Annotated in this window: 20 protein-coding genes; 13 read left to right on the top strand and 7 right to left on the bottom strand. The window is 66.6% G+C overall.

The window, feature by feature from the left end:
* Positions 1–2 precede the first annotated feature (2 nt).
* The 6 genes from cyoB to BVG12_RS04665 are packed head-to-tail and all read left to right on the top strand — an operon-like array spanning position 3 to position 5,721.
* On the top strand, positions 3–2,006 hold the full coding sequence (gene cyoB / locus BVG12_RS04690; protein WP_075791397.1) for a cytochrome o ubiquinol oxidase subunit I: 2,004 nt from the start codon (positions 3–5) through the stop codon (positions 2,004–2,006).
* The gene (gene cyoC / locus BVG12_RS04685) at positions 1,999–2,634 is read left to right on the top strand and encodes a cytochrome o ubiquinol oxidase subunit III (RefSeq protein ID WP_075791396.1); all 636 of its coding nucleotides are present in this window, start codon (positions 1,999–2,001) and stop codon (positions 2,632–2,634) included. The genes cyoB and cyoC overlap by 8 nt, the downstream gene beginning before the upstream one ends.
* Positions 2,631–3,050, top strand: a complete 420-nt coding sequence (gene cyoD, locus BVG12_RS04680) for a cytochrome o ubiquinol oxidase subunit IV (RefSeq protein ID WP_075791395.1) — start codon at positions 2,631–2,633, stop codon at positions 3,048–3,050. The genes cyoC and cyoD overlap by 4 nt, the downstream gene beginning before the upstream one ends.
* On the top strand, positions 3,050–3,844 hold the full coding sequence (locus tag BVG12_RS04675) for an SURF1 family protein (protein WP_075791394.1): 795 nt from the start codon (positions 3,050–3,052) through the stop codon (positions 3,842–3,844). Before cyoD ends, BVG12_RS04675 begins: the two co-directional genes overlap by 1 nt.
* On the top strand, positions 3,828–5,171 hold the full coding sequence (locus tag BVG12_RS04670; RefSeq protein ID WP_075796199.1) for an ATP-binding protein: 1,344 nt from the start codon (positions 3,828–3,830) through the stop codon (positions 5,169–5,171). Before BVG12_RS04675 ends, BVG12_RS04670 begins: the two co-directional genes overlap by 17 nt.
* On the top strand, positions 5,161–5,721 hold the full coding sequence (locus BVG12_RS04665; RefSeq protein WP_075791393.1) for a response regulator transcription factor: 561 nt from the start codon (positions 5,161–5,163) through the stop codon (positions 5,719–5,721). The genes BVG12_RS04670 and BVG12_RS04665 overlap by 11 nt, the downstream gene beginning before the upstream one ends.
* 77 nt (positions 5,722–5,798) lie before the next feature.
* Here the strand turns inward: BVG12_RS04665 and BVG12_RS04660 are convergent, their stop codons facing one another.
* The 3 genes from BVG12_RS04660 to BVG12_RS33855 all read right to left on the bottom strand — a co-directional run bounded on the left by BVG12_RS04660 (position 5,799) and on the right by BVG12_RS33855 (position 6,693).
* Positions 5,799–6,050, bottom strand: a complete 252-nt coding sequence (locus BVG12_RS04660) for a hypothetical protein (protein WP_075791392.1) — start codon at positions 6,048–6,050, stop codon at positions 5,799–5,801.
* Between the two features lie 33 nt (positions 6,051–6,083).
* Positions 6,084–6,317 (bottom strand): hypothetical protein, encoded by a 234-nt coding sequence (locus BVG12_RS04655; RefSeq protein ID WP_156895548.1) that lies wholly within the window; start codon positions 6,315–6,317, stop codon positions 6,084–6,086.
* Between the two features lie 211 nt (positions 6,318–6,528).
* Positions 6,529–6,693, bottom strand: coding sequence for a hypothetical protein (locus tag BVG12_RS33855; RefSeq protein ID WP_156895547.1), 165 nt, complete (start codon positions 6,691–6,693; stop codon positions 6,529–6,531).
* Positions 6,694–7,008: 315 nt separating this feature from the next.
* Between BVG12_RS33855 and BVG12_RS04650 the strand changes: the two genes are divergently transcribed.
* Complete coding sequence (locus BVG12_RS04650) at positions 7,009–7,668, top strand: response regulator transcription factor (RefSeq protein ID WP_075791390.1); 660 nt, start codon at positions 7,009–7,011, stop codon at positions 7,666–7,668.
* Between the two features lie 364 nt (positions 7,669–8,032).
* Entirely contained in the window at positions 8,033–9,436 is a 1,404-nt protein-coding gene (locus BVG12_RS04645; protein ID WP_075791389.1) for a metallophosphoesterase family protein, read from the top strand.
* Positions 9,437–9,605: 169 nt separating this feature from the next.
* Here BVG12_RS04645 and BVG12_RS04640 read toward each other — a convergent pair whose 3' ends face one another.
* Positions 9,606–10,112 (bottom strand): MarR family winged helix-turn-helix transcriptional regulator, encoded by a 507-nt coding sequence (locus BVG12_RS04640; RefSeq protein WP_075791388.1) that lies wholly within the window; start codon positions 10,110–10,112, stop codon positions 9,606–9,608.
* Between the two features lie 62 nt (positions 10,113–10,174).
* Between BVG12_RS04640 and BVG12_RS04635 the strand changes: the two genes are divergently transcribed.
* The 3 genes from BVG12_RS04635 (at position 10,175) to BVG12_RS04625 (ending at position 16,861) form a co-directional block, all read left to right on the top strand.
* Entirely contained in the window at positions 10,175–11,512 is a 1,338-nt protein-coding gene (locus BVG12_RS04635) for a chloride channel protein (RefSeq protein ID WP_075791387.1), read from the top strand.
* A gap of 52 nt (positions 11,513–11,564) precedes the next feature.
* A complete protein-coding gene (locus BVG12_RS04630) occupies positions 11,565–14,387 on the top strand; it encodes a bifunctional diguanylate cyclase/phosphodiesterase (RefSeq protein ID WP_075791386.1) in 2,823 nt (940 codons plus the stop codon).
* Positions 14,388–14,461: 74 nt separating this feature from the next.
* The gene (locus BVG12_RS04625) at positions 14,462–16,861 is read left to right on the top strand and encodes a penicillin-binding protein 1A (RefSeq protein ID WP_229503803.1); all 2,400 of its coding nucleotides are present in this window, start codon (positions 14,462–14,464) and stop codon (positions 16,859–16,861) included.
* Here BVG12_RS04625 and BVG12_RS04620 read toward each other — a convergent pair whose 3' ends face one another.
* From BVG12_RS04620 to BVG12_RS04610, 3 genes are all read right to left on the bottom strand, one after another.
* Complete coding sequence (locus BVG12_RS04620) at positions 16,862–17,719, bottom strand: glucose 1-dehydrogenase (RefSeq protein WP_075791385.1); 858 nt, start codon at positions 17,717–17,719, stop codon at positions 16,862–16,864. It abuts the gene before it with no gap.
* A gap of 73 nt (positions 17,720–17,792) precedes the next feature.
* Complete coding sequence (locus tag BVG12_RS04615; protein ID WP_075791384.1) at positions 17,793–18,923, bottom strand: mechanosensitive ion channel family protein; 1,131 nt, start codon at positions 18,921–18,923, stop codon at positions 17,793–17,795.
* Between the two features lie 105 nt (positions 18,924–19,028).
* Positions 19,029–19,214 (bottom strand): DUF3606 domain-containing protein, encoded by a 186-nt coding sequence (locus BVG12_RS04610; protein WP_075796197.1) that lies wholly within the window; start codon positions 19,212–19,214, stop codon positions 19,029–19,031.
* A gap of 158 nt (positions 19,215–19,372) precedes the next feature.
* On the opposite strand from BVG12_RS04610, the gene BVG12_RS04605 reads away from it, so the two are divergent.
* Together BVG12_RS04605 and BVG12_RS04600 are read left to right on the top strand one after the other, a co-directional pair.
* A complete protein-coding gene (locus BVG12_RS04605; RefSeq protein WP_075791383.1) occupies positions 19,373–19,696 on the top strand; it encodes a thioredoxin family protein in 324 nt (107 codons plus the stop codon).
* Positions 19,693–20,997, top strand: a complete 1,305-nt coding sequence (locus tag BVG12_RS04600) for an MFS transporter (RefSeq protein WP_075791382.1) — start codon at positions 19,693–19,695, stop codon at positions 20,995–20,997. The genes BVG12_RS04605 and BVG12_RS04600 overlap by 4 nt, the downstream gene beginning before the upstream one ends.
* Positions 20,998–21,006: the final 9 nt, after the last annotated feature.

Below are 21,006 nucleotides of genomic sequence, written 5' to 3'. Positions count from 1 at the left end.
TCATGCACGAGCAATTTGACTTAGCGAAGTTGATCTTCGGTCGGCTCAGCTGGGAAGCGATTCCCTACCACGAGCCGATCCTGATCGGTACCTTTATCATGGTGGCGCTGGGCGGCCTGGCTCTCCTGGCCGTCCTCACCAAGTTCAAACTGTGGGGCTATCTCTGGAACGAGTGGTTCACCAGTATCGACCACAAGAAGATCGGCATCATGTACATGATCCTCGGTCTGATCATGTTCTTGCGCGGCTTCGCCGACGCGCTGATGATGCGCGCCCAGCAGGCATTCTCGTTCGGCGATTCGCACGGCTTCCTGCCGCCGCACCACTACGACCAGGTCTTCACCGCCCACGGCGTGATCATGATCTTCTTCGTGGCGATGCCGTTCGTGACTGGCCTGATGAACTACGTCGTGCCCCTGCAGATCGGCGCGCGCGACGTGGCGTTCCCGTTCCTGAACAACTTCTCGTTCTGGATGACGACCGCCGGCGCGATCCTCGTGATGGCCTCGCTGTTCGTCGGTGAATTCGCCCGTACCGGCTGGCTGGCGTATCCGCCGCTGTCCGGCATCCTGGCGAGCCCGGACGTCGGCGTCGACTACTACATCTGGTCATTGCAGGTGGCGGGTGTCGGCACATTGCTGTCAGGCGTGAACCTGGTCGTCACCATCATCAAGATGCGCGCCCCGGGCATGGACCTGATGAAGATGCCGGTGTTCACCTGGACCGCCCTGTGCACCAACATCCTGATCGTGATGGCCTTCCCGATCCTGACCGTCACCCTGGCGATGCTGGGCCTGGACCGTCTGTTCGACACCCACTTCTTCACGAACGAACTGGGCGGCAACGCCATGATGTACGTGAACCTGATCTGGATCTGGGGCCACCCCGAGGTCTACATCCTGGTACTGCCGGCCTTCGGCATCTATTCGGAAGTCGTCGCGACGTTCTGCAACAAGCGCCTGTTCGGCTACTCGTCGATGGTCTATGCGACCGTCGTGATCATGGTCCTGTCCTACCTCGTGTGGCTGCACCACTTCTTCACGATGGGTTCGGGCGCGAGCGTGAACTCGTTCTTCGGCATCACCACGATGATCATCTCGATCCCGACCGGCGCCAAGATCTTCAACTGGCTGTTCACCATGTACAAAGGCCGCATCCGCTATGAACTGCCGATGATGTGGACCGTGTCGTTCATGATCACCTTCATCATCGGCGGCATGACCGGCGTGATGCTGGCGGTGCCGTCGGCCGACTTCGTGCTGCACAACTCGCTGTTCCTGATCGCCCACTTCCACAACGTCATCATCGGCGGCGTGCTGTTCGGCCTGTTCGCGGGCGTCAACTACTGGTGGCCGAAGATGTTCGGCTTCCGCCTGAACCGCAAGTGGGGCGTGTACTCGTTCTGGCTGTGGTCGATCGGCTTCTGGGTCGCCTTCACCCCGCCGTACATCCTGGGCTTCATGGGCGTGACCCGCCGCATGAGCCACTTCGACGACCCGTCGATCCACTGGCTGTTCCAGGTGTCGCTGCTCGGCACGCTGATGATCGCCGCCGGCATCGGCTGCATGCTGATGCAGATCGCCGTCTCGATCATCAACCGCAAGGAACTGGCCGACGTCACCGGCGACCCGTGGAACGGCCGTACCCTGGAGTGGGCCACCTCGTCGCCGCCGCCGGACTACAACTTCGCGTTCACCCCGGTCGTGCACGATAACGACGCCTGGGCCGACATGAAGAAGCACGGCTACAAGCGTCCGCTGAGGGACTTCGTCGCGATCCACATGCCGAAGAACACGTGGGCCGGTCCGGTCATCCCGGGCATCTCGTTCCTGATGGCGTTCGGCATCATCTGGCACATGTGGCTGCTGGTCGGCGTGACGTTCCTCGGCATGATCGCCGTCGCCATCTACCACACGTTCGATTACAAACGCGACTTCTACATCCCGGCGGACGAAGTGACCCGCACGGAAGAAGAGCGCACCCGTCTGCTGGAAGCCCATGTCTGAAATTAACGTAACCCACGCCGGCGCCGCGAGCGCCGACCCGAGCTCGCGCTACTACGTGCGCGAGCACCATCCGGAAAACGGCACGCTGCTCGGTTTCTGGATCTACCTGATGAGCGACTGCCTCATCTTCGCCTGCCTGTTCGCCGCCTATGCAGTCCTGGGCCGCAACTACGCGGGCGGCCCGTCGGGCGCCGAGATCTTCGAGCTGCCGACCGTCGCGCTGAACACGGCGTTCCTGCTGGTGTCGTCGATCACGTACGGCTTCGCCATGCTGACCGCCCAGAAGAAGAACGTGAAGGGCACGCAGATCTGGCTGGCCATCACGGGCATCCTGGGCGCCTGCTTCCTGTTCCTGGAACTGCAGGAATTCGCGACGCTGATCCACGAAGGCAACGGCCCGTGGCGTTCGGGCTTCCTGACCTCGTTCTTCTCGCTGGTCGGGACGCACGGCCTGCACGTGACCTTCGGTATCGTGTGGCTCGTCACGCTGATGTTCCAGCTCGGTAAGCACGGCATCAACGCCGCCAACTACCGCCGCCTCGCCTGCCTGTCGATGTTCTGGCACTTCCTGGACGTCGTCTGGATCGGCGTGTTCACCTTTGTCTATCTGATGGGAGTCCTGCCATGAGCGACCTGCATCACGCCCACGGCCATGGCCACGACCACGGCCACGGTCATCACGACGATGACCACCTGCATGCCCACGGCAGCTTCAAGGATTACACGATCGGCTTCATCCTGTCCGTGATCCTGACGGCCATCCCGTTCTGGCTGGTGATGACGCACCAGGTGGCGCCGGGCGCGACCAAAGCCCTGATCATCGGTTTCGCCGCCGTGCAGTTCGTCGTGCACATGGTGTATTTCCTGCACATGAACTCGAAGTCGGAAGGCGGCTGGAACATGATGGCCATGCTGCTGACCATCATCCTGCTGTTCATCGTGCTGACCGGCTCCATCTGGGTCATGTACCACATGAACGCCAACATGATGCCCAATATGGGCAATGACGGCAGTTCGGTACACGGCATGCACGACATGCAGTAATGGCGAGAGACGATCGCGCAGCCTCGCCCGTTCCCGGCCGCCGGGGTTTTTCCCCGCTGCTGGCGAGCGCGGCGCTGTTGCTGATCGTCCTGTTCGCCGGTCTGGGCACCTGGCAGGTCTATCGCCTGCAATGGAAACTGGACCTCATCGCACGCGTGGATGCACGCGTGCACGCCGCCCCGGCACCGCCGCCACCGCGCGCGCGCTGGGCCGGCATCACCCCCGGCTCCGACGAGTACCGCCGCGTCACACTGCACGGCACGTATCTCTACGATCTCACCACGCCCGTCCAGGCTCTCACGGAAGAGGGTAGCGGCTACTGGCTGCTCACGCCGCTGTGCACGCAGGACGGCATCATTCTCGTCAACCGCGGCTTCATTCCGGCCGAACTCGGCGCACGCACGCGCTACGCGCCGCGGCGCGCGGCGGGCGATCCGTGCGCCGGCGCCGGTCCCGCGGTCGACGTCACCGGGCTGCTGCGCACGAGCGAGCATCAGGGCGCTTTTACGCGCACCAACGATCCGGGCGCAGGCCGCTGGTATACCCGCGACGTGGCCGCCATCGCCGCCGCGCGCGGCCTGACGACGGCGCCGTTCTTCGTCGACGCCGCCGCGAACCAGAACCCGCCCGGCAGTCCCGACCGGCCGGTCGGCGGCCTGACGGTCGTGACATTCCCGAACAGCCACCTCGTGTATGCGATCACTTGGTATGCTCTTGCCTTGATGGTGGCCGGCGCCTGGTGGTGGGTGGCCCGCCGCGGCCAGGACCATGACGACGATGAACGACACGACTGATTTGCTGAAACGCGTATTCGAGCGGGGCGCCGACAATGTCGCCGCCGTCGAATACGTGGCCGGCCACAAGAACATGCTGCAGCTGATCGAGCTGCGCTGGATCGCCGTCATCGGCCAGATCACGACGATCGCCGGCGCGATCCTCGTGTTCGACGTGCGCCTGCCGCTCGTGCAGATGCTCGAGGTGCTGGCCTGCCTGATCGCCTTCAACATCGCCAGCCACCTGCGCTGGCACGAACACCGGCCCGTCACCAACAGCGAACTGTTTCTCGCGCTCCTCGTCGACGTGGCCAGCCTCACGATGCAGCTGTACCTGTCGGGCGGCACGACGAACCCGTTCGCCTTCCTCTACCTGCTGCAGGTGATCCTGTCGGCCGTGCTGCTGGAAGCGTGGTCGACGTGGACCATCGTCGCCATCACGCTCGCCTGCCTCGCGGGCCTGTCCGTGTTCGCCAAGCCGCTCGCACTGCCGTTCGACCATGCGCGCGGCATCTCGAGCCTGTACGTGCAGGGCATGCTGATCTGCTTCGTCCTGAACGCGGCGCTGCTCGTCGTGTTCATCATGCGCATCACGAACACGCTGAAGGCCAAGGCGGCCCAGCTCGCGGACCTGCGCCAGCGCGCGGCCGAGGAAGAGCACATCGTGCGCATGGGCCTACTCGCGTCGGGCGCGGCGCACGAGCTGGGGACGCCGCTCGCGACCTTGTCCGTGATCCTCGGCGACTGGAAGCGCATGCGCGAATTCAAGGCCAACCCGGACCTGCTGGAAGAGATCACGGAGATGGAGACGCAGCTCAAGCGCTGCAAGGCCATCGTCAGCGGCATCCTGCTGTCGGCCGGCGAGGCGCGCGGCGAATCGGCCGCGCGCACGACGATCCGCGGCTTCCTGGACAAGCTCGTCGACGAGTGGAAGCTCAGCCGCCCCGTGCGCGAGGTGGACTACCGCAACCGGATCGAACACGACCTGCCGGTCGCCTTCGATTCCGCCCTCAAACAGATGATCGACAACGTGCTGGACAACGCCCTCGAAGCCTCGCCGGACTGGGTCGGCGTCGAAGCCGGCGTCGAGGACGGCACGCTCGTGCTGACCGTGCTCGATCACGGCCCCGGCTTCGCCCCGGGGATGCTGGCGCAGTTCGGCAAGCCGTACCAGTCCAGCAAGGGCCGTCCCGGCGGCGGCCTGGGCCTGTTCCTCGTCGTGAACGTGGCCCGCACGCTGGGCGGCACGGTGCAGGCGGTGAACCGGACGGGCGGCGGCGCCGCCGTCACGCTGACGCTGCCGCTGTCCGCGATCGCGCTCGACAAGGAACCCCTGCATGTCCACTGAAGACGACAAGAAAGACGAAATGCACCGCCTCCTCTTGATCATCGAAGACGACGACGCCTTCGCCCGCACGCTGGGCCGCTCGTTCGAACGGCGCGGCTACCAGGTGCTGCAGGCGCCCGGCCTGGACGAGGCGCAGGAACTCCTGAAGGAACACTCGCCGGGCTATGCCGTCGTCGACCTGAAACTCAAGGGGAACAGCTCGGGCCTGGCCTGCGTGCAGATGCTGCATGCGCACGACCCGGACATGCAGATCGTCGTGCTGACGGGCTTCGCCAGCATCGGCACGGCCGTCGAAGCGATCAAGCTGGGCGCCTGCCAATACCTCGCCAAGCCGTCGAACACGGACGACATCGAGGCCGCCTTCGGCCACGTCGCCGGTAACACCGACCTGGAGCTGACGAACCGCTCCACGTCGATCAAGACGCTGGAATGGGAGCGCATCCACGCCGTGCTGGCCGAGACCGATTTCAATATCTCGGAAGCGGCGCGCCGGCTCGGCATGCACCGGCGCACGCTGGCGCGCAAGCTGGAAAAGCAGCGCGTGAAGTGATCAAGCGTCCAGGCTGGCCGGCGCGGCGCCGGCACGCGCATCCGCCCGGTTTCCCCACGCATGGGGTCGGCACCGCGTCAGCGCGGACTGCGGTGCAAATCTCCCGTTTGCTCCGGATTCACGTCGGGCGGCGATCCGCGCGTTCTGTCCCGGATGACCCGCCAGCAGACTTCCGGTTCGATGACCGTACCGCTGAAAAACGCCCATCCTTTCTCGCGGCCGAATACCCGCATGAAGACGAGCCCGACCTCGATCAGGTCGGCCGTGGCGTGATCCTTGCGGCGATCGACGCCGAGGAAATGCCGCAGTTCGTCGTCGTTCCCTGACATTTCCGCCGGCGCGCCGAGTGTCGGGCCCCGGCATCAGGCCGGCACCGGTTCCGATTCGGGGCCGCGTCCCGATGACGGCGTGCGGAACCGGCCCGAGATCACCCGGCGATACACGGCGGGATCGATCTCCGTGCAATGAAAATACGCTTCCGCGTTGTTGCGCCCGAACACGCGCATGAAATAGACCCCGACTTGCACGATATCCGCGCTCGTCGCGTCCATTCGCCGCTCGATCATGTCGCGACGGAGGCCGTCATGATGGGTCATGGTCTTCGGCGTCCTCAAGAAGAAAACGGAATGCGTGAGGGGCGATGCAGATAAACGTTCCGCATTCCGGACGAATGCATTCCAGAGCCAGGACATCATTTGCGGTTATCTCCTGCGCGTGGGACTGCGCGTGGGCGGCGCAGCAGATCGGTGACGATACTTTCACAGCGGACAGAACCGTTGTCTGTAACCAAAAGTCGATTTGTGACAGCTAAACGTCCTTCGCGTCCGGCTCCGCCGGCGGAATATACGCGCCCGCAGCCGCGACTTTATCGAGCAAATTCCGCATCGCGGCATCCGCGAGCGCCAGGACCAGCGCCGAGTAATGGCGGCGGCGGCTGGGGTCGAGCGTGACTTCCAGCCCGATTGCGATCACTTCAGGATGATCGGTAGCCGAGCGAGGGAGTGGATGTCTTGACATAGCGCAAGAACCTTGCAGTTGATGTTTGAAACCGGACAAGCTGAGCTTAGTCTCGTGGTGCAACGCAGCAGTTGATTTTCCTCAAACTCGCCCAGTGATTACCCGAATTGCATGAATAAGCTCGCGGCGGCGCAGCAAACACACAACAGTGAAATTATGTGAGTGTTGGATTTACACCAATTAATTTGAAAACAAGTGACTAAAAGTTAAAGTCAACCGTATCATTTGGGACTTTTCTACTTCCCAACACCCTCAACAATAGGAGGCAGCATGATCCAGATGATGGTTGCGGACCGAAGTGAGACGATGCGGCTTGGCGTCTGCGCGCTCTTCAATAAACATCCCGGGAATGTCGTGATACAAGAGGCGGCCAACCGCGCCGACGTCATCGCCAAACTCGAAGTCGACCACTACAACCTGATCCTCGTCGACCCGGTGCTGGCGGCGGGACACGAAGAAAATTTCCTGCGCCAGATCCGGGCAACCGCGCCGCGCTCGAATGTCCTGGTCTATACCGAGCTCGACGAACTGCATTTCGGCATGCGCGCCATCCGGTGCGGCGCGAAAGGCTATGTCATGAAAAGCCGTCCGGCGGATGAGCTATTGGCCGCGGCCAGCCGGGTCAGCGCGGGCAAAGTCCATATGAGCGAAGCGCTTGCCGAGGAGGTCGCGCTCAACACGTGGGAGGGAAAGGCGATGTCCCTGCATGAAACGCTCAGCGACCGCGAATATCTCGTGTTTGCCATGCTGGTGTGCGGCCGGAGCGTCACTTCCATCGCGGCAGCGCTCCACTTGAGCATCAAGACGATCAGCACCCATAAGGCCCGGGCCATGGTCAAGCTGCGATGTAAAAGCCTGAGCGACATGATTCAGTACTGCATCAGCCACAATCTGTCGGCGGAATGCAGAGCGCGTTGCGCCGACCGATAGGCCGGCGCGGTCGCCAGGAGGCCGTACCACATTCGCGTCTCCGTTTCGTCGCAGCGGAACGGGGCGCGGATCCAGATGCCTGCCGCCGCCGCGGCTACGGACATCGGACTTTTTGCTATCCTGCTGATGAGGTACATGGCAGCGTCTCCTCCCCGTCGACCCGGCGAAGTCATGGCCTGGTTTTTGCCAGAATTTAATTGACCGCGAGCAATCTGATCTTCATGCTAGCCAAGCGAATGGCTTTTCGCAAACGGCTAATGTGCAAAGCTTGAGATTAATCAAATCGCTCGCGTTGAACGAAGCGCACGCGGTGGTTAAAGGGGGGTCAGCGTGTGGTAGATTCGCGACTTTGCCCGGAAGACCCATGACCCATCCGCATCTGCAGACCCGCGCCGGCGCGCTCGTATCGACGATCCTGCTGGCAGGCTGCGCCAGCCTCGGGCCCCAGCGTCCGCCCGCCGCCGCCTTCGTCGTGCTGGGCGAGGACGGGGCACCTGCGGCGCGCGCCATCACGACGGCGCCCGCCTGCCCATCGATCACCATCGACGGCCGCACGACGACGATGGCCGTACGGGCGCCGTTCGGCGCGATTCCGCTGCGCGGCAAGGACCACAGTGCCGGCTATCATCCGGACGCGAAGTCGACCCCGGTGCTGTCGTGCGAGACGGCGCTCCCCGCGGGCAGCACGCGGGTCGACGTCGCGGGCCGGCCACTGCCGCTGCCCAGGGCCGACGTGAAGCGCATCGTCGTGATCGGCGACACGGGCTGCCGCCTGAAGGGCAAGGAATTCCAGGACTGTAACGACCCGCAGGCGTACCCGTTCGCGCGCGTGGCCGCCAGCGCGGCCGCATGGAAACCGGACCTCGTCGTGCACGTGGGCGACTTCCACTACCGCGAAGATCCATGCCCGGCCGACCGCCCGGGCTGCGCCGGCAGTCCGTACGGCTACGGCTGGGATGCGTGGAACGCCGATTTCTTCGCGCCCGGGCAAGCGTTGCTCGCGGCCGCGCCGTGGGTCCTCGCGCGCGGCAACCACGAAACGTGCGCGCGCGGCGGGCAGGGCTGGTGGCGCTTCCTCGACGCCCATCGCTACGACCCGGCCGCGAACTGCGACGACCCCTCCGCGGACGAGCGCGCGGACTATACCGACCCGTATGCGGTGCCGCTGGGCGGCGATGCGCAGCTGATCGTGTTCGACAGCGCGAACACGAACTGGAAGGGTTTCAAGCCGGGCGACGTGCGCGTCGAACGCTACGCCGACACATGGCGCAAGATCGACCTGCTCGCGCGCCGGCAGCGCTACAACATCGCCGTCGACCATCATCCGCTGTACGCGTTCGGCGCCACCCGGGACGCGCAGACGGGCGCCGTCACGCTGTTCGGCGGCGACGCCGGCCTGACGCAGGTATTCGGCGCGCTCGACCCGCGCCTGCTGCCGTCCACGGTCGACATGCTGTTGTCCGGCCACGTGCACTTGTGGGAGCAGACCAGCTTCGCGACGGATCACCCGACCCAGTTCGTGGCGGGCTTCGCCGGCACGGCGGAAGACATCGTACCGCTGCCGAAAACGCCACCCGCCGGCCAGTCGCCCGCGCCGGGCGCCACGCTGGACGCGATGAGTTCATGGATCGATGGTTTCGGCTTCATGACGATGGAGCGCACCGGGCCGGACACGTGGCACGTCGTCGTCCACGACCGCGACGGCAAGACGCGCAATACCTGCACCGTGCAAGGCCGCCGTTCGACCTGTGCAGTGCCCCAGGTCTGAAGCATCAGAAATATATTGGCACAAAAGTGATTGCTTCCCACACATGTCCTGTGACACAATAAACATGTGAGCGGGGCAGCGTTCCGCCGTCTCGCGAGCAACGATGAGGATACCTTGTATCGCTTGTGCTCCCGGCCCGCCGGGAGCTTTTTTCCAGGCCGGTAGCGTGTTACATCTGGGCCAGCAGCACATTGCCACTGGCTTCGTCCGCCTCGAGCAGGGCGATCAATTTTGCAAGGTCTTGTTCCAGGCGCTCCAATGTGTCCGCGTCCAGCGCGGACAGCGCATCCGGCAGCACGCCGGCAAAGGGCAGGGGCGCGGTGCGCAAGACGTCGGCGCCGGCCGGCTGGATGCGCAGCGACACGCTGCGGCGGTCGGTGCCTTCGCGGCTCGTCGCGACGAGGCCGCGTTCCACGAGGCTCTTGATCAGGTTGCTGGCCGTCGACTGGTGGATATCCAGTTCGCGCGCGAGCTCCGTCACGCCAATGCCGGGACGGCGGTCGATGACGGACAAGGCCCACAACTGGGCGCCGCCGACGCCGGCTTCGCGCTCGACCTGCCGGAAATGGGTTTTGACAGAATTGAAAACGACGCGGAACTGGCGCAGCACACGAGTGGATGGCGCCAGCGGCGTGGACGGCTCGTTGGCCGCGTTGGATTGAGAAGACGAGGACATGCAAGAATGATAGCGGAAATACCGGCACGGCGTCGAATAATGTCATTCAGGAAACGATTCGCATGACACCGGCCCCCGATCTGCGCCGCGAACTGGGCGACTGGCGCGTGTGGACCGTGCGCGCCATCGTCATCCTTCTCTCCGCGCTGGCCGGCCTCACGGTCGTCGGCTTCTCGTGGCTGGCCGATGTGGCCTACGACCGCTTCGCCGCGCTGCGCGGCCTCGCCTGGTGGAGCCCCCTGATCTGGACCCCGGCCTGCACGGCATTCGTCGTCTGGTGCACGCGCCGCTTCGCGCCGGGCGCGGCCGGTTCCGGCATTCCGCAGGTGATGGCCACCCTCGACACGACGGTCGGCGAGGCCGAGCGCGGGTTGTTCGTGTCGCTGCGCCTGTCGATCGCCAAGATCCTGCTGACGGCCGGCGGCCTGCTGGGCGGCCTGTCGCTGGGACGCGAGGGGCCGTCCGTACAGATCGCGGCCGGCGTGATGCTGCAGGCGCGCCGGCTGATCCCGGCCGGCAGCGCGGTCGGCATCCATGGGCTGCTCGTCGCCGGCGGCGCGGCCGGCATCGCGGCCGCGTTCAACACGCCGCTGGGCGGCGTGATGTTCGCCATCGAAGAGCTGGCGCGCGCGCCGGAACAGCGCTCCAGCGGCCTGCTCATCGCCGGCATCGTGCTGGCCGGCCTCGTCGGCGTGTCCGCGCACGGCGACAGCGCCTACTTCGGCGTCATCCACGCGCCCGCGATCGGTCTGCATCTGCTGTTGCCGGGCCTGCTCGTCGCGATCCTGTCGGGGCTGGCCGGCGGCCTGTTCTCCCGGCTGACGATCGCATCGCTGTCCGGCACGAGCCCCGACCGTGCGACCCGCTGGCGCGCGCGCCGGCCCGTGCTGTTCGCGGCCGCGTGCGGGCTCGGCGTCGCGCTGATCGGCGTCGCGACGGGCGGCGCCGCGTTCGGCTCCGGCTATGCGAGCACGCGCCACATGGTGGACGGCAGCGCCGCGATGCCGTTCGCTTACGCCCCCTTCAAATTCCTCGCGACGTGGCTGACGTCGTGGTCCGGCGTACCGGCCGGGATCTTCGCGCCGTCCCTCGCCATCGGCGCCGCGTTCGGCAACGACGTCGCCTTGCTGTTGTACGGCGCGCAGGTTCCGGCCCTCATCGCGCTGGGCATGGTGGGTTTTCTTGCCGCCGCGACGCAGGCGCCGCTGACGGCCTTCATCATCGTGATGGAAATGGTCGACGGCCATGTGATGGTGCTGAGCCTGATGGCCTGCGCCCTGATCGCGTTCGCCGTCGCCCGCCTCATCAGTCCGGCGCTGTATCCGACCCTCGCGAAGCTGCAACTGGAACGGATCCCCGCGCCGACCGTGGCGCGGGCACAACCCCCGACGACAGACTGAAGCGGTACGGCAACTTCTGGTCCCGGTGTGTGCAAATTTGCTAGGATGGGGCATGCTGACACGGAAAGTGCGCCTCGGCCGCGCCCCCGCGCGGTCTCCGACCCCTGCCGCGGTGCTCACACTGCTGGCGGGGCTGGGTCTTACTGCCGCGATGGCCGTCGGCCTGGTCGACGCCGAGCGCGAGCGGGCCCGCTCCGAATTCCTGCAGCGCGCCGAAATCCGCAACGCGACCGTGACCCGCAGCTTCGGTGACGCGCTCGACGTGCTGCAGGCCGCGAACGCGCTGTTCGCCTCCGTCGGCATCGCCACGCGCGACGAGTTCGGCGCCTTCGCCAGGCCGCTGCTGGCCAGCCATCCGTATCTGCAGGCCGTCGTGTTCCACCGCATGGTGAACAGCGCCGAGCGTGCGGCGTTCGAGGCCGAGAACCAGCGCTACCGTCCCGGCTTCGAGATCCGCGAGCGGCGGGTGACGGGCAATACGGTCGCGCTGGTGCGCGCGGCAAAGCGGCCGCGCTACCTCGTCACGGACTATGTCGAGCCGCTGGCCGGCAATGAAGTCACGCTCGGCTACGATGCGTTTTCCTTTCCGCCGCAAGGCTCGACGTTCATGCGCGCCATCGACACGGGCCAGGTCGCATCCAGCTTCCTGCTGCCGCTGCTGCAGCGCGACGACCGCCCCGGCTTCGTCATGATCCAGCCCGTGTACCGGCGCGACGCGCCGCTCGACAACGCGGCCGCACGCAGCGCCGCCGCGCTCGGCGACACCGCCGTCGTCATCGACGTGAACGCGCTCGTCGGCTCGAACCTCGCGAAGTCGAATCTGTTGATGCGCAACGGCCTCAGGATCGAGTTGTTCGGCCCGGGCCTGGACGGACCGCAGCGCGCCTATTTCTACGACACGCTGGACCGCGCGACCGTGCCGTCCTGGCACGCGTGGCTCGGGGATGCGTTGTTCACGAACCGCCATGCATTCGACGTGGCCGGCATGCCCTGGGAGCTGCGCATCACCGGACGCGCGAGCGCGATGGCGGCCGGCGCCGGGCCGCTCGTCGCGTTCGTCCTCGGCTGCCTCGTGAGCCTGGCCACGTCCGCCTACGTGCAAACCCGCGTGAAACGCACGCGCCGCATCGAGGCGCTCGTCGAGAGCCGCACGGCCGACCTGCACGAAGCCCTGGATTCGCTGCGGCTGTACCGGCGCGCCATCGACGCCAGCGCGAACGCCATCATCCTCGTCAGCGCGACGCGGCCCGGCTACCCGATCGAATACGTGAACCCCGCGTTCGAGCGCATCCGCGGCTACACGCGGGCGCAGGCGGTCGGGCGCGGCCTGCTGGACGTCGGCTCGCGTGAGCCGGACCAGGCCGCGGTAGCCGAATTGCGCGCCGCCATCCGCGAACGGCGCGAAGGACATGTGTCGATGCGCCTGAACTGCGGCGACGGCCGCGAGATGTACGCCGAGGTCTACATCGCCCCCGTCAACAACGAGGACGGCGTGACGACGCACTTCGTGATGACGCAATACGACGTGACGATGGCCAAGCGCTACGAGGCCGAACTGGAGGCGCGCACGCGCTTCGACACGCTCACGGGCCTGGCCAACCGCGCGCTGCTGCACGACCGCATCGAGAACGCGATCAACCTCGCGGCCGGACGCGGCGCCGTGTGGGTGGCGGCGCTCGACCTCGACCACTTCAAGTTCGTCAACGACACCCTCGGCCACGACGCCGGCGACGAGTTGCTGAAGGCGGCCGCGCAGCGCATCAGCACCGCCGTCGAACGGTCGGACACGGTGGCCCGCACCGGCGGCGACGAGTTCGTACTGGTGCTGCCGGGCCGCGACAACGAGTCGGAAGCGGCGGCCACCGTCCGCGCCGTGCTGGAGGCGCTCGCGCATCCGCTCGCGCTGAACGGCCAGGAACTCGTGCTGACGGGCAGCGCGGGCCTCGCCGCGTATCCGGTCGACGGCAGCGACGCCGCGACGCTCATCCAGCACGCGGAAGTGGCAATGTACCGCTCCAAGGAACTGGGCCGCAACATGGTGCAGTTCTACATGCCGACGATGAACGCGCGGGCCCGCGAACGGCTCGCGCTGGAGGGCGCGCTGCGCAGCGCGCTGACGCACGACGAGTTCGAGTTGTATTACCAGCCGCAGGTCGACCTGGAATCGGGCCACGTCGTCGGGCTGGAAGCGCTGATCCGCTGGCGCCACCCGAGCATGGGCATGGTGCGTCCCGACCGCTTCATCAACCTGGCCGAGGAGACCGGCCTCATCGTCCCCATCGGCGCGTGGGTGCTGCGCACGGCGTGCCGCCAGAGCCGCGCGTGGCAGCATGCCGGCCTCGGTCCGCTGCGCATCGCCGTGAACCTGTCGGCGCGCCAGTTCGCCGAACCGAACCTCGTGCGCGAGATCGCCCGCGTGCTGGAAGAGACGGGGCTGTCCGCGGCCTGCCTGGAAGTGGAGATCACGGAAAGCCTCGTGATGGGCGACGTCGAGAGCGCGATCCGCACGATGCGCGAACTGAAACAGATGGGGGTGCAGCTGTCGATCGACGACTTCGGCACCGGGTACTCGAGCCTCTCATACCTGCGCCGCTTTCCGGTCGACGTGCTCAAGATCGACCGCAGCTTCGTGCGCGACATCCCGTTCGACGAGGACGACGCGGCCCTGGTCGCCGCGATCATCGAACTGGCGCGCGGCCTGCGCATGCGCGTGATCGCCGAGGGCGTGGAGACGGAAGCGCAGCTCGACTACCTGCGCCGGCGCGGCTGCGACGAGGTACAGGGCCATGTGTATGCACAGGCGGCATCCGGCGCCGACGTCGAGCGCCTGCTGCGCACGGGGCGGCACATGCTGCCGCATAACGCCACCGTATGAGCGTGCGCTAACCGAAACTCCGTTTGCCGTCGGCTATACTTGCGGCCATCACGAGGAAGCTGACAGGAAACGAAGTGGATGACCATAACGACGGCAAGCGCTGGGACGGACGCGAACGCAGGATGATCGACCGCGCCGGTGCCCGCGCCAGGGAAGCCTATGCGCGCGCGCACGGCCACCTGATGACCAAGCCGCCGCACCTGCGCTGGTTGTACATCGTGGCCGGCGCCGCGCTGTTGATGGTGGCCCTGTTCGCCGTCTGGGTCGCGCTGCTGTTCCCGCTCACGCCCGGCATCGAGGACGTCAAGCAGGCGCGCGTCGCGCGGCCCACGGTCGTCGTGTCGGCCGACGGCCGCCAGCTCGCGAGCTTCGAGCAGGGCATCCAGATGAAGGTGCCGCTGTCGCAGATCTCGCCGCACGTCGTCAATGCCCTCATCGCGACCGAAGACCACCGTTTCTACGACCACCACGGCGTCGATTTCACGCGCATCGCCGGCGCCTTCGTCGCCAATCTCAAGGGCGACGCGCAAGGCGGCTCGACGATCACGCAGCAGCTGGCCCGCAACATGTTCCGCGACGAGATCGGCCGCGCGCGCAACATCAACCGCAAGCTGAAGGAACTCATCACCGCCTTCAAGATCGAGAACACGTACAGCAAGCCGGAGATCCTGGAAGCGTACCTGAACACGGTCCCGTTCCTGTACAACACCTACGGCATCGAGGCGGCGGCGCATACCTACTTCAACAAGCCGGCCGCGCAGCTGAACGAAACGGAGGCCGCCACGCTGGTCGGCATGCTCAAAGGGACCGCGTACTACAATCCCGTGACGAATCCGGAGCGCTCGCTGGCCCGGCGCAACGTCGTTCTGGGGCAGATGCTCAAGGCGGGCGTGTTCGACGAGGCGAAGTACCGCCAGCTGGTGAAACGTCCGCTGCGCGTGCATTTCGCGCGGCTCGCCGAGCGCACGGGCAAGGACGACCATTTCACGGCCTACGTGCGGCGCTGGCTCCTGGACTGGGCCGACAAGAACGACGCCGACCTGCAGCAGGACGGCCTCGTCGTCCAGACGACGCTCGACTACGACCTGCAGCAGGCCGCATTGCAGGCCGTGCAGCGCGAGGCGGGCGCGCTGCAGGCCATCGCCGATGTCGACTGGGCCCATTCCTGGCCGGTCAACGCGACGTCGACCCAGACCTATGTCGACATGCGCAGCGGGGTGAACCCGTTTGAATATTACTGGCAATCGCACGGCGACCTGCTGGAGACGTTCATCCGCGAATCGCCTGAATACCGCAAGGCCGTGGATGGGGGCGAGAATCCGGTCGCGGCCCTCAAGCGCCTCAAGGCGGACCGCGACTTCATGCGCCAGCTGAAGACCGCAAAGTCGCGCCTGGAAGCGGGCTTCCTCGCGATGGATCCGGCGACGGGCGAGATCAAGGCGTGGATCGGCAGCCGCGATTTCGAGCGCGAGCAGTACGACCACGTCGTGCAGGCCGCGCGCCAGCCCGGGTCCACGTTCAAGCCGATCGTGTATGCGGCCGCGCTGGAAAAGGGCATCGCGCCCGAGCATCCGTACCTGGACGCCGTCACGACGATCCGCTTCAACGACGGCACCGTCTGGCGCCCGACCGACAACAGCGGCACGACGGGCCGCCAGCTGACCTTGCGCGACGGCCTGGTCTACTCGAAGAACACGATCACGGCGCAGGTCGTGCGCGACATCGGCGTGGCGCCCGTGGTGAAACTCGCGCAGGACCTGGGCGTGCGCACGAGCAAGCTGGCGCAGGTGCCGTCCATCGCGCTGGGCACGAGCCCCGTCACGCTGCTCGAAATGGTCAACGCCTATTCCACGATCGCCGCGCAGGGCGAGTACCGCAAGCCGGTGTTCGTGCGCCGCATCACCGACCGCAACGGCCAGGTGATCGCCGATTTTGCCTCACAGACGCCGCAGCGCGTGCTGTCGCAGGAGTCGGCCGTCACGCTCATCGACATGATGCGCGGCGTGATCAACCGCGGCACGGGCACCGGTATCCGCTACCGCTTCGGCATCACGGCCGACGTGGCGGGCAAGACCGGCACCACGCAGAACAATGCGGACGCCTGGTTCATCATGATGCACCCGAACCTCGTCGCGGGCGCGTGGGTGGGCTTCAACGACAACCGCGTCACGATGCGCTCGAACTACTGGGGGCAGGGCGGCCACAGCGCGATCCTGCTCGTGGGCGACTTCTTCAAGTCGGCGCTGGGTTCCGGCAAGATCAGCGCCGACGCACTGTTCCCGGGCGGACACAAGCCGGAACCGGTGATCCGCCACGAGGAACCGCCTGAGGAAGACATGGAGGAGGGCGGCGACATGCAGCAGGAAGGCGGCCCGCCGGCCGACACGCCGCAGCCGCCGGACAACGAACCGCCCGCGCCGCCGCAACCGGACCAGCCCACGGAGGGCGGGGCGGTCCAGCCGAACGACGGGTGATCACAAAATCGGCGTCCCGCCCGTGACGGCGACGCGCGCCCCGGAGATGTAGCTCGCTTCATCCGATGCCAGCAGCACGTACACGGGCGCCACCTCCACCGGCTGGCCCGGCCGCTTCATCGGCACTTGCTGCCCGAAGCTCGCCACCTGGTCGGGCGGCATCGTCGACGGAATGAGCGGCGTCCAGATCGGGCCCGGCGCCACGGAGTTCACGCGGATGCCCTTGTCCGCCAGCAGCTGCGCGAGGCCGGCCGAGAAGTTGGCGATCGCGCCCTTCGTGGTGGCGTAGGGCAGCAGGGTGGGCTTGGGATTGTCCGAATTGACGGACGACGTGTTGATGATGCTGGCGCCCGGCTTCATGTGCTTCACGGCCGCCTTGCAGATGTGGAACATGGCCGAGATATTGACGGCGAACGTGCGGTCCCATTCCTCGTCCGGGATCTCTTCCAGCGAGGCGCGCGTCATCTGGAACGCGGCATTATTGACCAGCACGTCGATCCGGCCGAACTCCCGGACGGCGCGGTCGACGATGGCGCGGCAGTGGGCCGGGTCGGCGATGTCGCCCGGCACGAGCACCGCCTTGCGGCCGGCGTCGCGCACGAGGCGCTCGGTCTCGCGCGCGTCGTCGTGTTCATCGAGATAGGAGATCAGTACATCGGCGCCTTCGCGCGCATAGGCGAGGGCGACGGCGCGGCCGATGCCGCTGTCGCCGCCCGTGATGACGGTCGCCTTGCCGGCGAGCCTGCCGTGGCCGACATAGCTCGTCTCGCCGTGGTCGGCCTTGGGTTCCAGCAGGGCTTCATGGCCGGGCGGGGTCTGTTGCTGCGCGGGTTGGTGCTGCTGCTTCTGGTCGGGCATCGCGGCCTCCTTGCGAACGTGGAGGCTCGGATTCTAGGCGTCCACGCCCGGACGCGGCGTCCGCTTCCGCTGATCAATGGATAGGGCGCGCCTGCGGCGTGCCCCGGCCGTCGGGGCGGCGTACGGCGCCCGCGTCGTTCGCCGCCGGCTCCTGCAGCAGGAGCTCCTGCGCGCGCGGCGCCGTTGAGATGCCCAGCTCGCGCAGCATCTGCATCGTCTCCAGCAGCACGGCCTGCTGGGTGCGCAGATACAGGCCGTAGTCGGCCGCGGCGAGGTTGTACACGATGTCGAACTCCAGGAAATTCTGGTCCATCGTCGTCAGGTTGACGTGGTCCAGCTTCACCTGTTCCTTCGCGGCGATGATGGCGCCCAGCCGCTCCGGCACCTTGGCCACCAGCTCGGGCGGCGTGGCCGGGTTCACGCGCAAGGTGTACTGCACGCGGCGCGTGTTCTGGCGCTTGAAATTGTGCACCGTCTTGCGCAGCAGCTCGGCGTTCGCGATGACGATCTGCTCGCCGGACAGCGAGCGGATGCGGGTCGTCTTGAGGCCCACATGCTCGATGGTGCCGAAGAATTCCGGCACGGAAATCGCGTCGCCCACTTCGAACGGTTTGTCGGTGGCGATGGCCAGCGACGCGAACAGGTCGCCCAGGATGTTCTGCACGGCCAGCGCGACGGCCACGCCGCCGATGCCGAGGCTCGCGACGAACGTCGTGACGTTGATGCCGAGGTTGGACAGCATCGCCAGCAGGAACACGGTCCACACGCTCCATTGCAGCGCCCAGATCACGAGCGTGTGCGCCACGGTCACCTGGTCGTCTTCGAGGCCTTTGCCGTGCACGCGGAAATAGCGCCGCGCCGTGACGGCGATGGCGTGGTGCAGGTATACGGCCAGCTGGGCGCCCAGCGTGATGAACCACAGGTGGCCGATGCGCCGGTCCCAGGGCGGCGGCAGGTCGAGCAGCGAAGCGCCGATCAGCAGCGACGTGGCGACGATGGCGAGATTGCTCGTGCGGGCCAGCGTGTGGCGCAGCACTTCCACGATGGGCTTATGGGCGCGCTCGCCGTCCAGCCGGTCCAAGCGTTTGCGGAACAGGTGCACGGCGCCGTGGATGGCGACGAAGCTGACGATGGCCGCGCCGAGAGCGACGGCCGCGTTGGCCCAGCCGATGTCGAGATTGGAGAAATAGCCGCGGATAGTCATTGGGCTCCTTGTTGGGAAGGCGGGAGGAAGATGCGGCGGGCGCGACGGCCCGTCCCTTGGCCGGCAGGGATGGCGCGGGCGACGGGCGCCGCCCGGGGGAACGGCTCAGTGACGCGTGCTGCTCAGGTGCTCGCGCACGGCTTGCGCGCTGCTGCCTGCCGCCTTGACGGCCTGCGCCAGCTCATCCTCGGTGACGCCCAGTTCCTTCGTCCAGTACTGGACTTCCCATTTCTCGTGCAGATTGATGCGCGAACGGTCCTGCGGGCCGCGGTTGTGCAGATTATCGGACATGTCGGTCTCCTTGAACGGTCGGTATGAACGCAGCATGCCACCGGGCGCGGCCGTATTCCGTTCGGTGTTTCACGTTGCGGGCGCTTGAAAAGCGGGCGGACTTACGGCGGGAGGGTATTTTGTTGTAGGCTAGCGTGATTGACAACCAGGAGATTCGCATGACGAAGCCTTACGACACCGCGCAGCCCGAGCGCAGCGCCATCGACGCGCTGCCCGGCGTGGTCGCCCTCGATTTCGGCACGAACTGGTGCGGCTATTGCCAGGCCGCGGCCAGCCACATCGACGAGGCGCTGGCACCGCATGCCGGCGTGCAGCACATCAAGGTCGAGGACGGCCCGGGCCGCAAACTGGGCCGCTCGTTCAAGGTGAAGCTGTGGCCCACCGTCGTCGTGCTCAAGGATGGCCAGGAAGTCGCGCGCGTCGTGCGTCCGGTCGACAGCCGCGAGCTGGCCGACGCCCTGTCGAAGGCCGGTGCCGCATGACCGGCACCGCCACGCCCACCCGTCCCCCGCTGAACCGGCCGGCGACCGTCCTGTTCGCGAGCCTCATCGGCACGACCATCGAGTTCTTCGACTTTTACATCTACGCCACGGCCGCCGTGCTCGTGTTTCCCAAGCTGTTCTTCCCGGCCGGGGACGCCGCCGCGGCCACCCTGCAATCGCTGGCGACGTTTGCCATCGCCTTCTTCGCGCGGCCCGTGGGCTCGGCCGTGTTCGGCCACTTCGGCGACCGCGTCGGCCGTAAAGCCACGCTCGTGGCCGCGCTGCTGACGATGGGCCTGTCGACGGTCGTGATCGGCCTGCTGCCGACCTATGCCAGCATCGGCACGCTGGCCCCGCTGCTGCTCGCGCTGTGCCGCTTCGGCCAGGGCCTCGGCCTGGGCGGGGAGTGGGGCGGCGCCGTGCTGCTGGCGACGGAAAACGCGCCGCCGGGCAAGCGCGCCTGGTACGGCATGTTCCCGCAGCTGGGCGCACCGCTCGGTTTCTTCCTGTCGAGCGGCGTGTTCCTGCTGCTGTCGGGCACGCTTTCCGACGCCGAATTCCTGCGCTACGGCTGGCGGATCCCATTCCTGGCCAGCAGTCTGCTCGTGCTCGTGGGCCTGTACGTGCGCCTGAAAATCACGGAAACGCCCGACTTCCAGGCCGTCCTCGACCGCAACGAGCGCGTCCGGCTGCCCGTCGCGGCCGTGTTCGCGAGTCACGCGCGCGCGCTCGTGCTGGGCACGCTGGCCGCGCTCGCGACGTTCGTCGTGTTCTACCTGATGACCGTGTTCGCCCTCAGCTGGGGCACATCCGCGCTGGGCTATTCGCGCCAGACCTTCCTGCTGCTGCAGCTGGGCGCCATCGTCTTCTTCGGCCTGACGATTCCCGTCGCCGCCGTGCTGGCCGACCGCTACGGCCGGCGCGCGGCGATGATTCTCGTGTCCGTCGGCCTCGCGCTGTTCGGTCTGCTGTTCGGACCGCTGTTCGGGTCCGGCAGCCTGACGCTCGTCGCGCTGTTCCTCGCGCTGGGCCAGTGCCTGATCGGCATGACATACGGACCGCTAGGCACCTTGCTGTCGGAAATGTTCCCGCCCGAGGTGCGCTACACGGGCGCATCGCTCACCTTCAACCTGGCCGGCATCCTGGGCGCCTCGCTGGCGCCGTATGTGGCAACATGGCTCGCGACCCATTATGGCCTGCAGACGGTGGGCTGGTACCTGAGCGCGGCATCCATCATCAGCCTCGTGGCACTGCTGTTGACGGCGCCGGCGCCCCGCGCGACGCCGGCCGCGGCGCGTTAGGAGACGGAG

The organism is Massilia putida, from assembly GCF_001941825.1.
Taxonomy (GTDB): domain Bacteria; phylum Pseudomonadota; class Gammaproteobacteria; order Burkholderiales; family Burkholderiaceae_D; genus Telluria; species Telluria putida.
This window is presented reverse-complemented; position numbering and strand designations above follow the sequence as displayed.

Coding starts and splice junctions, on each gene's coding strand:
- cyoB (WP_075791397.1), top strand. CDS start 3: ATGCACGAGCAATTTGACTTAGCGAAGTTGATCTTCGGTCGGCTCAGC.
- cyoC (WP_075791396.1), top strand. CDS start 1,999: ATGTCTGAAATTAACGTAACCCACGCCGGCGCCGCGAGCGCCGACCCG.
- cyoD (WP_075791395.1), top strand. CDS start 2,631: ATGAGCGACCTGCATCACGCCCACGGCCATGGCCACGACCACGGCCAC.
- BVG12_RS04675 (WP_075791394.1), top strand. CDS start 3,050: ATGGCGAGAGACGATCGCGCAGCCTCGCCCGTTCCCGGCCGCCGGGGT.
- BVG12_RS04670 (WP_075796199.1), top strand. CDS start 3,828: ATGAACGACACGACTGATTTGCTGAAACGCGTATTCGAGCGGGGCGCC.
- BVG12_RS04665 (WP_075791393.1), top strand. CDS start 5,161: ATGTCCACTGAAGACGACAAGAAAGACGAAATGCACCGCCTCCTCTTG.
- BVG12_RS04660 (WP_075791392.1), bottom strand. CDS start 6,050: ATGTCAGGGAACGACGACGAACTGCGGCATTTCCTCGGCGTCGATCGC.
- BVG12_RS04655 (WP_156895548.1), bottom strand. CDS start 6,317: ATGACCCATCATGACGGCCTCCGTCGCGACATGATCGAGCGGCGAATG.
- BVG12_RS04650 (WP_075791390.1), top strand. CDS start 7,009: ATGATCCAGATGATGGTTGCGGACCGAAGTGAGACGATGCGGCTTGGC.
- BVG12_RS04645 (WP_075791389.1), top strand. CDS start 8,033: ATGACCCATCCGCATCTGCAGACCCGCGCCGGCGCGCTCGTATCGACG.
- BVG12_RS04640 (WP_075791388.1), bottom strand. CDS start 10,112: ATGTCCTCGTCTTCTCAATCCAACGCGGCCAACGAGCCGTCCACGCCG.
- BVG12_RS04635 (WP_075791387.1), top strand. CDS start 10,175: ATGACACCGGCCCCCGATCTGCGCCGCGAACTGGGCGACTGGCGCGTG.
- BVG12_RS04630 (WP_075791386.1), top strand. CDS start 11,565: ATGCTGACACGGAAAGTGCGCCTCGGCCGCGCCCCCGCGCGGTCTCCG.
- BVG12_RS04620 (WP_075791385.1), bottom strand. CDS start 17,719: ATGCCCGACCAGAAGCAGCAGCACCAACCCGCGCAGCAACAGACCCCG.
- BVG12_RS04615 (WP_075791384.1), bottom strand. CDS start 18,923: ATGACTATCCGCGGCTATTTCTCCAATCTCGACATCGGCTGGGCCAAC.
- BVG12_RS04610 (WP_075796197.1), bottom strand. CDS start 19,214: ATGTCCGATAATCTGCACAACCGCGGCCCGCAGGACCGTTCGCGCATC.
- BVG12_RS04605 (WP_075791383.1), top strand. CDS start 19,373: ATGACGAAGCCTTACGACACCGCGCAGCCCGAGCGCAGCGCCATCGAC.
- BVG12_RS04600 (WP_075791382.1), top strand. CDS start 19,693: ATGACCGGCACCGCCACGCCCACCCGTCCCCCGCTGAACCGGCCGGCG.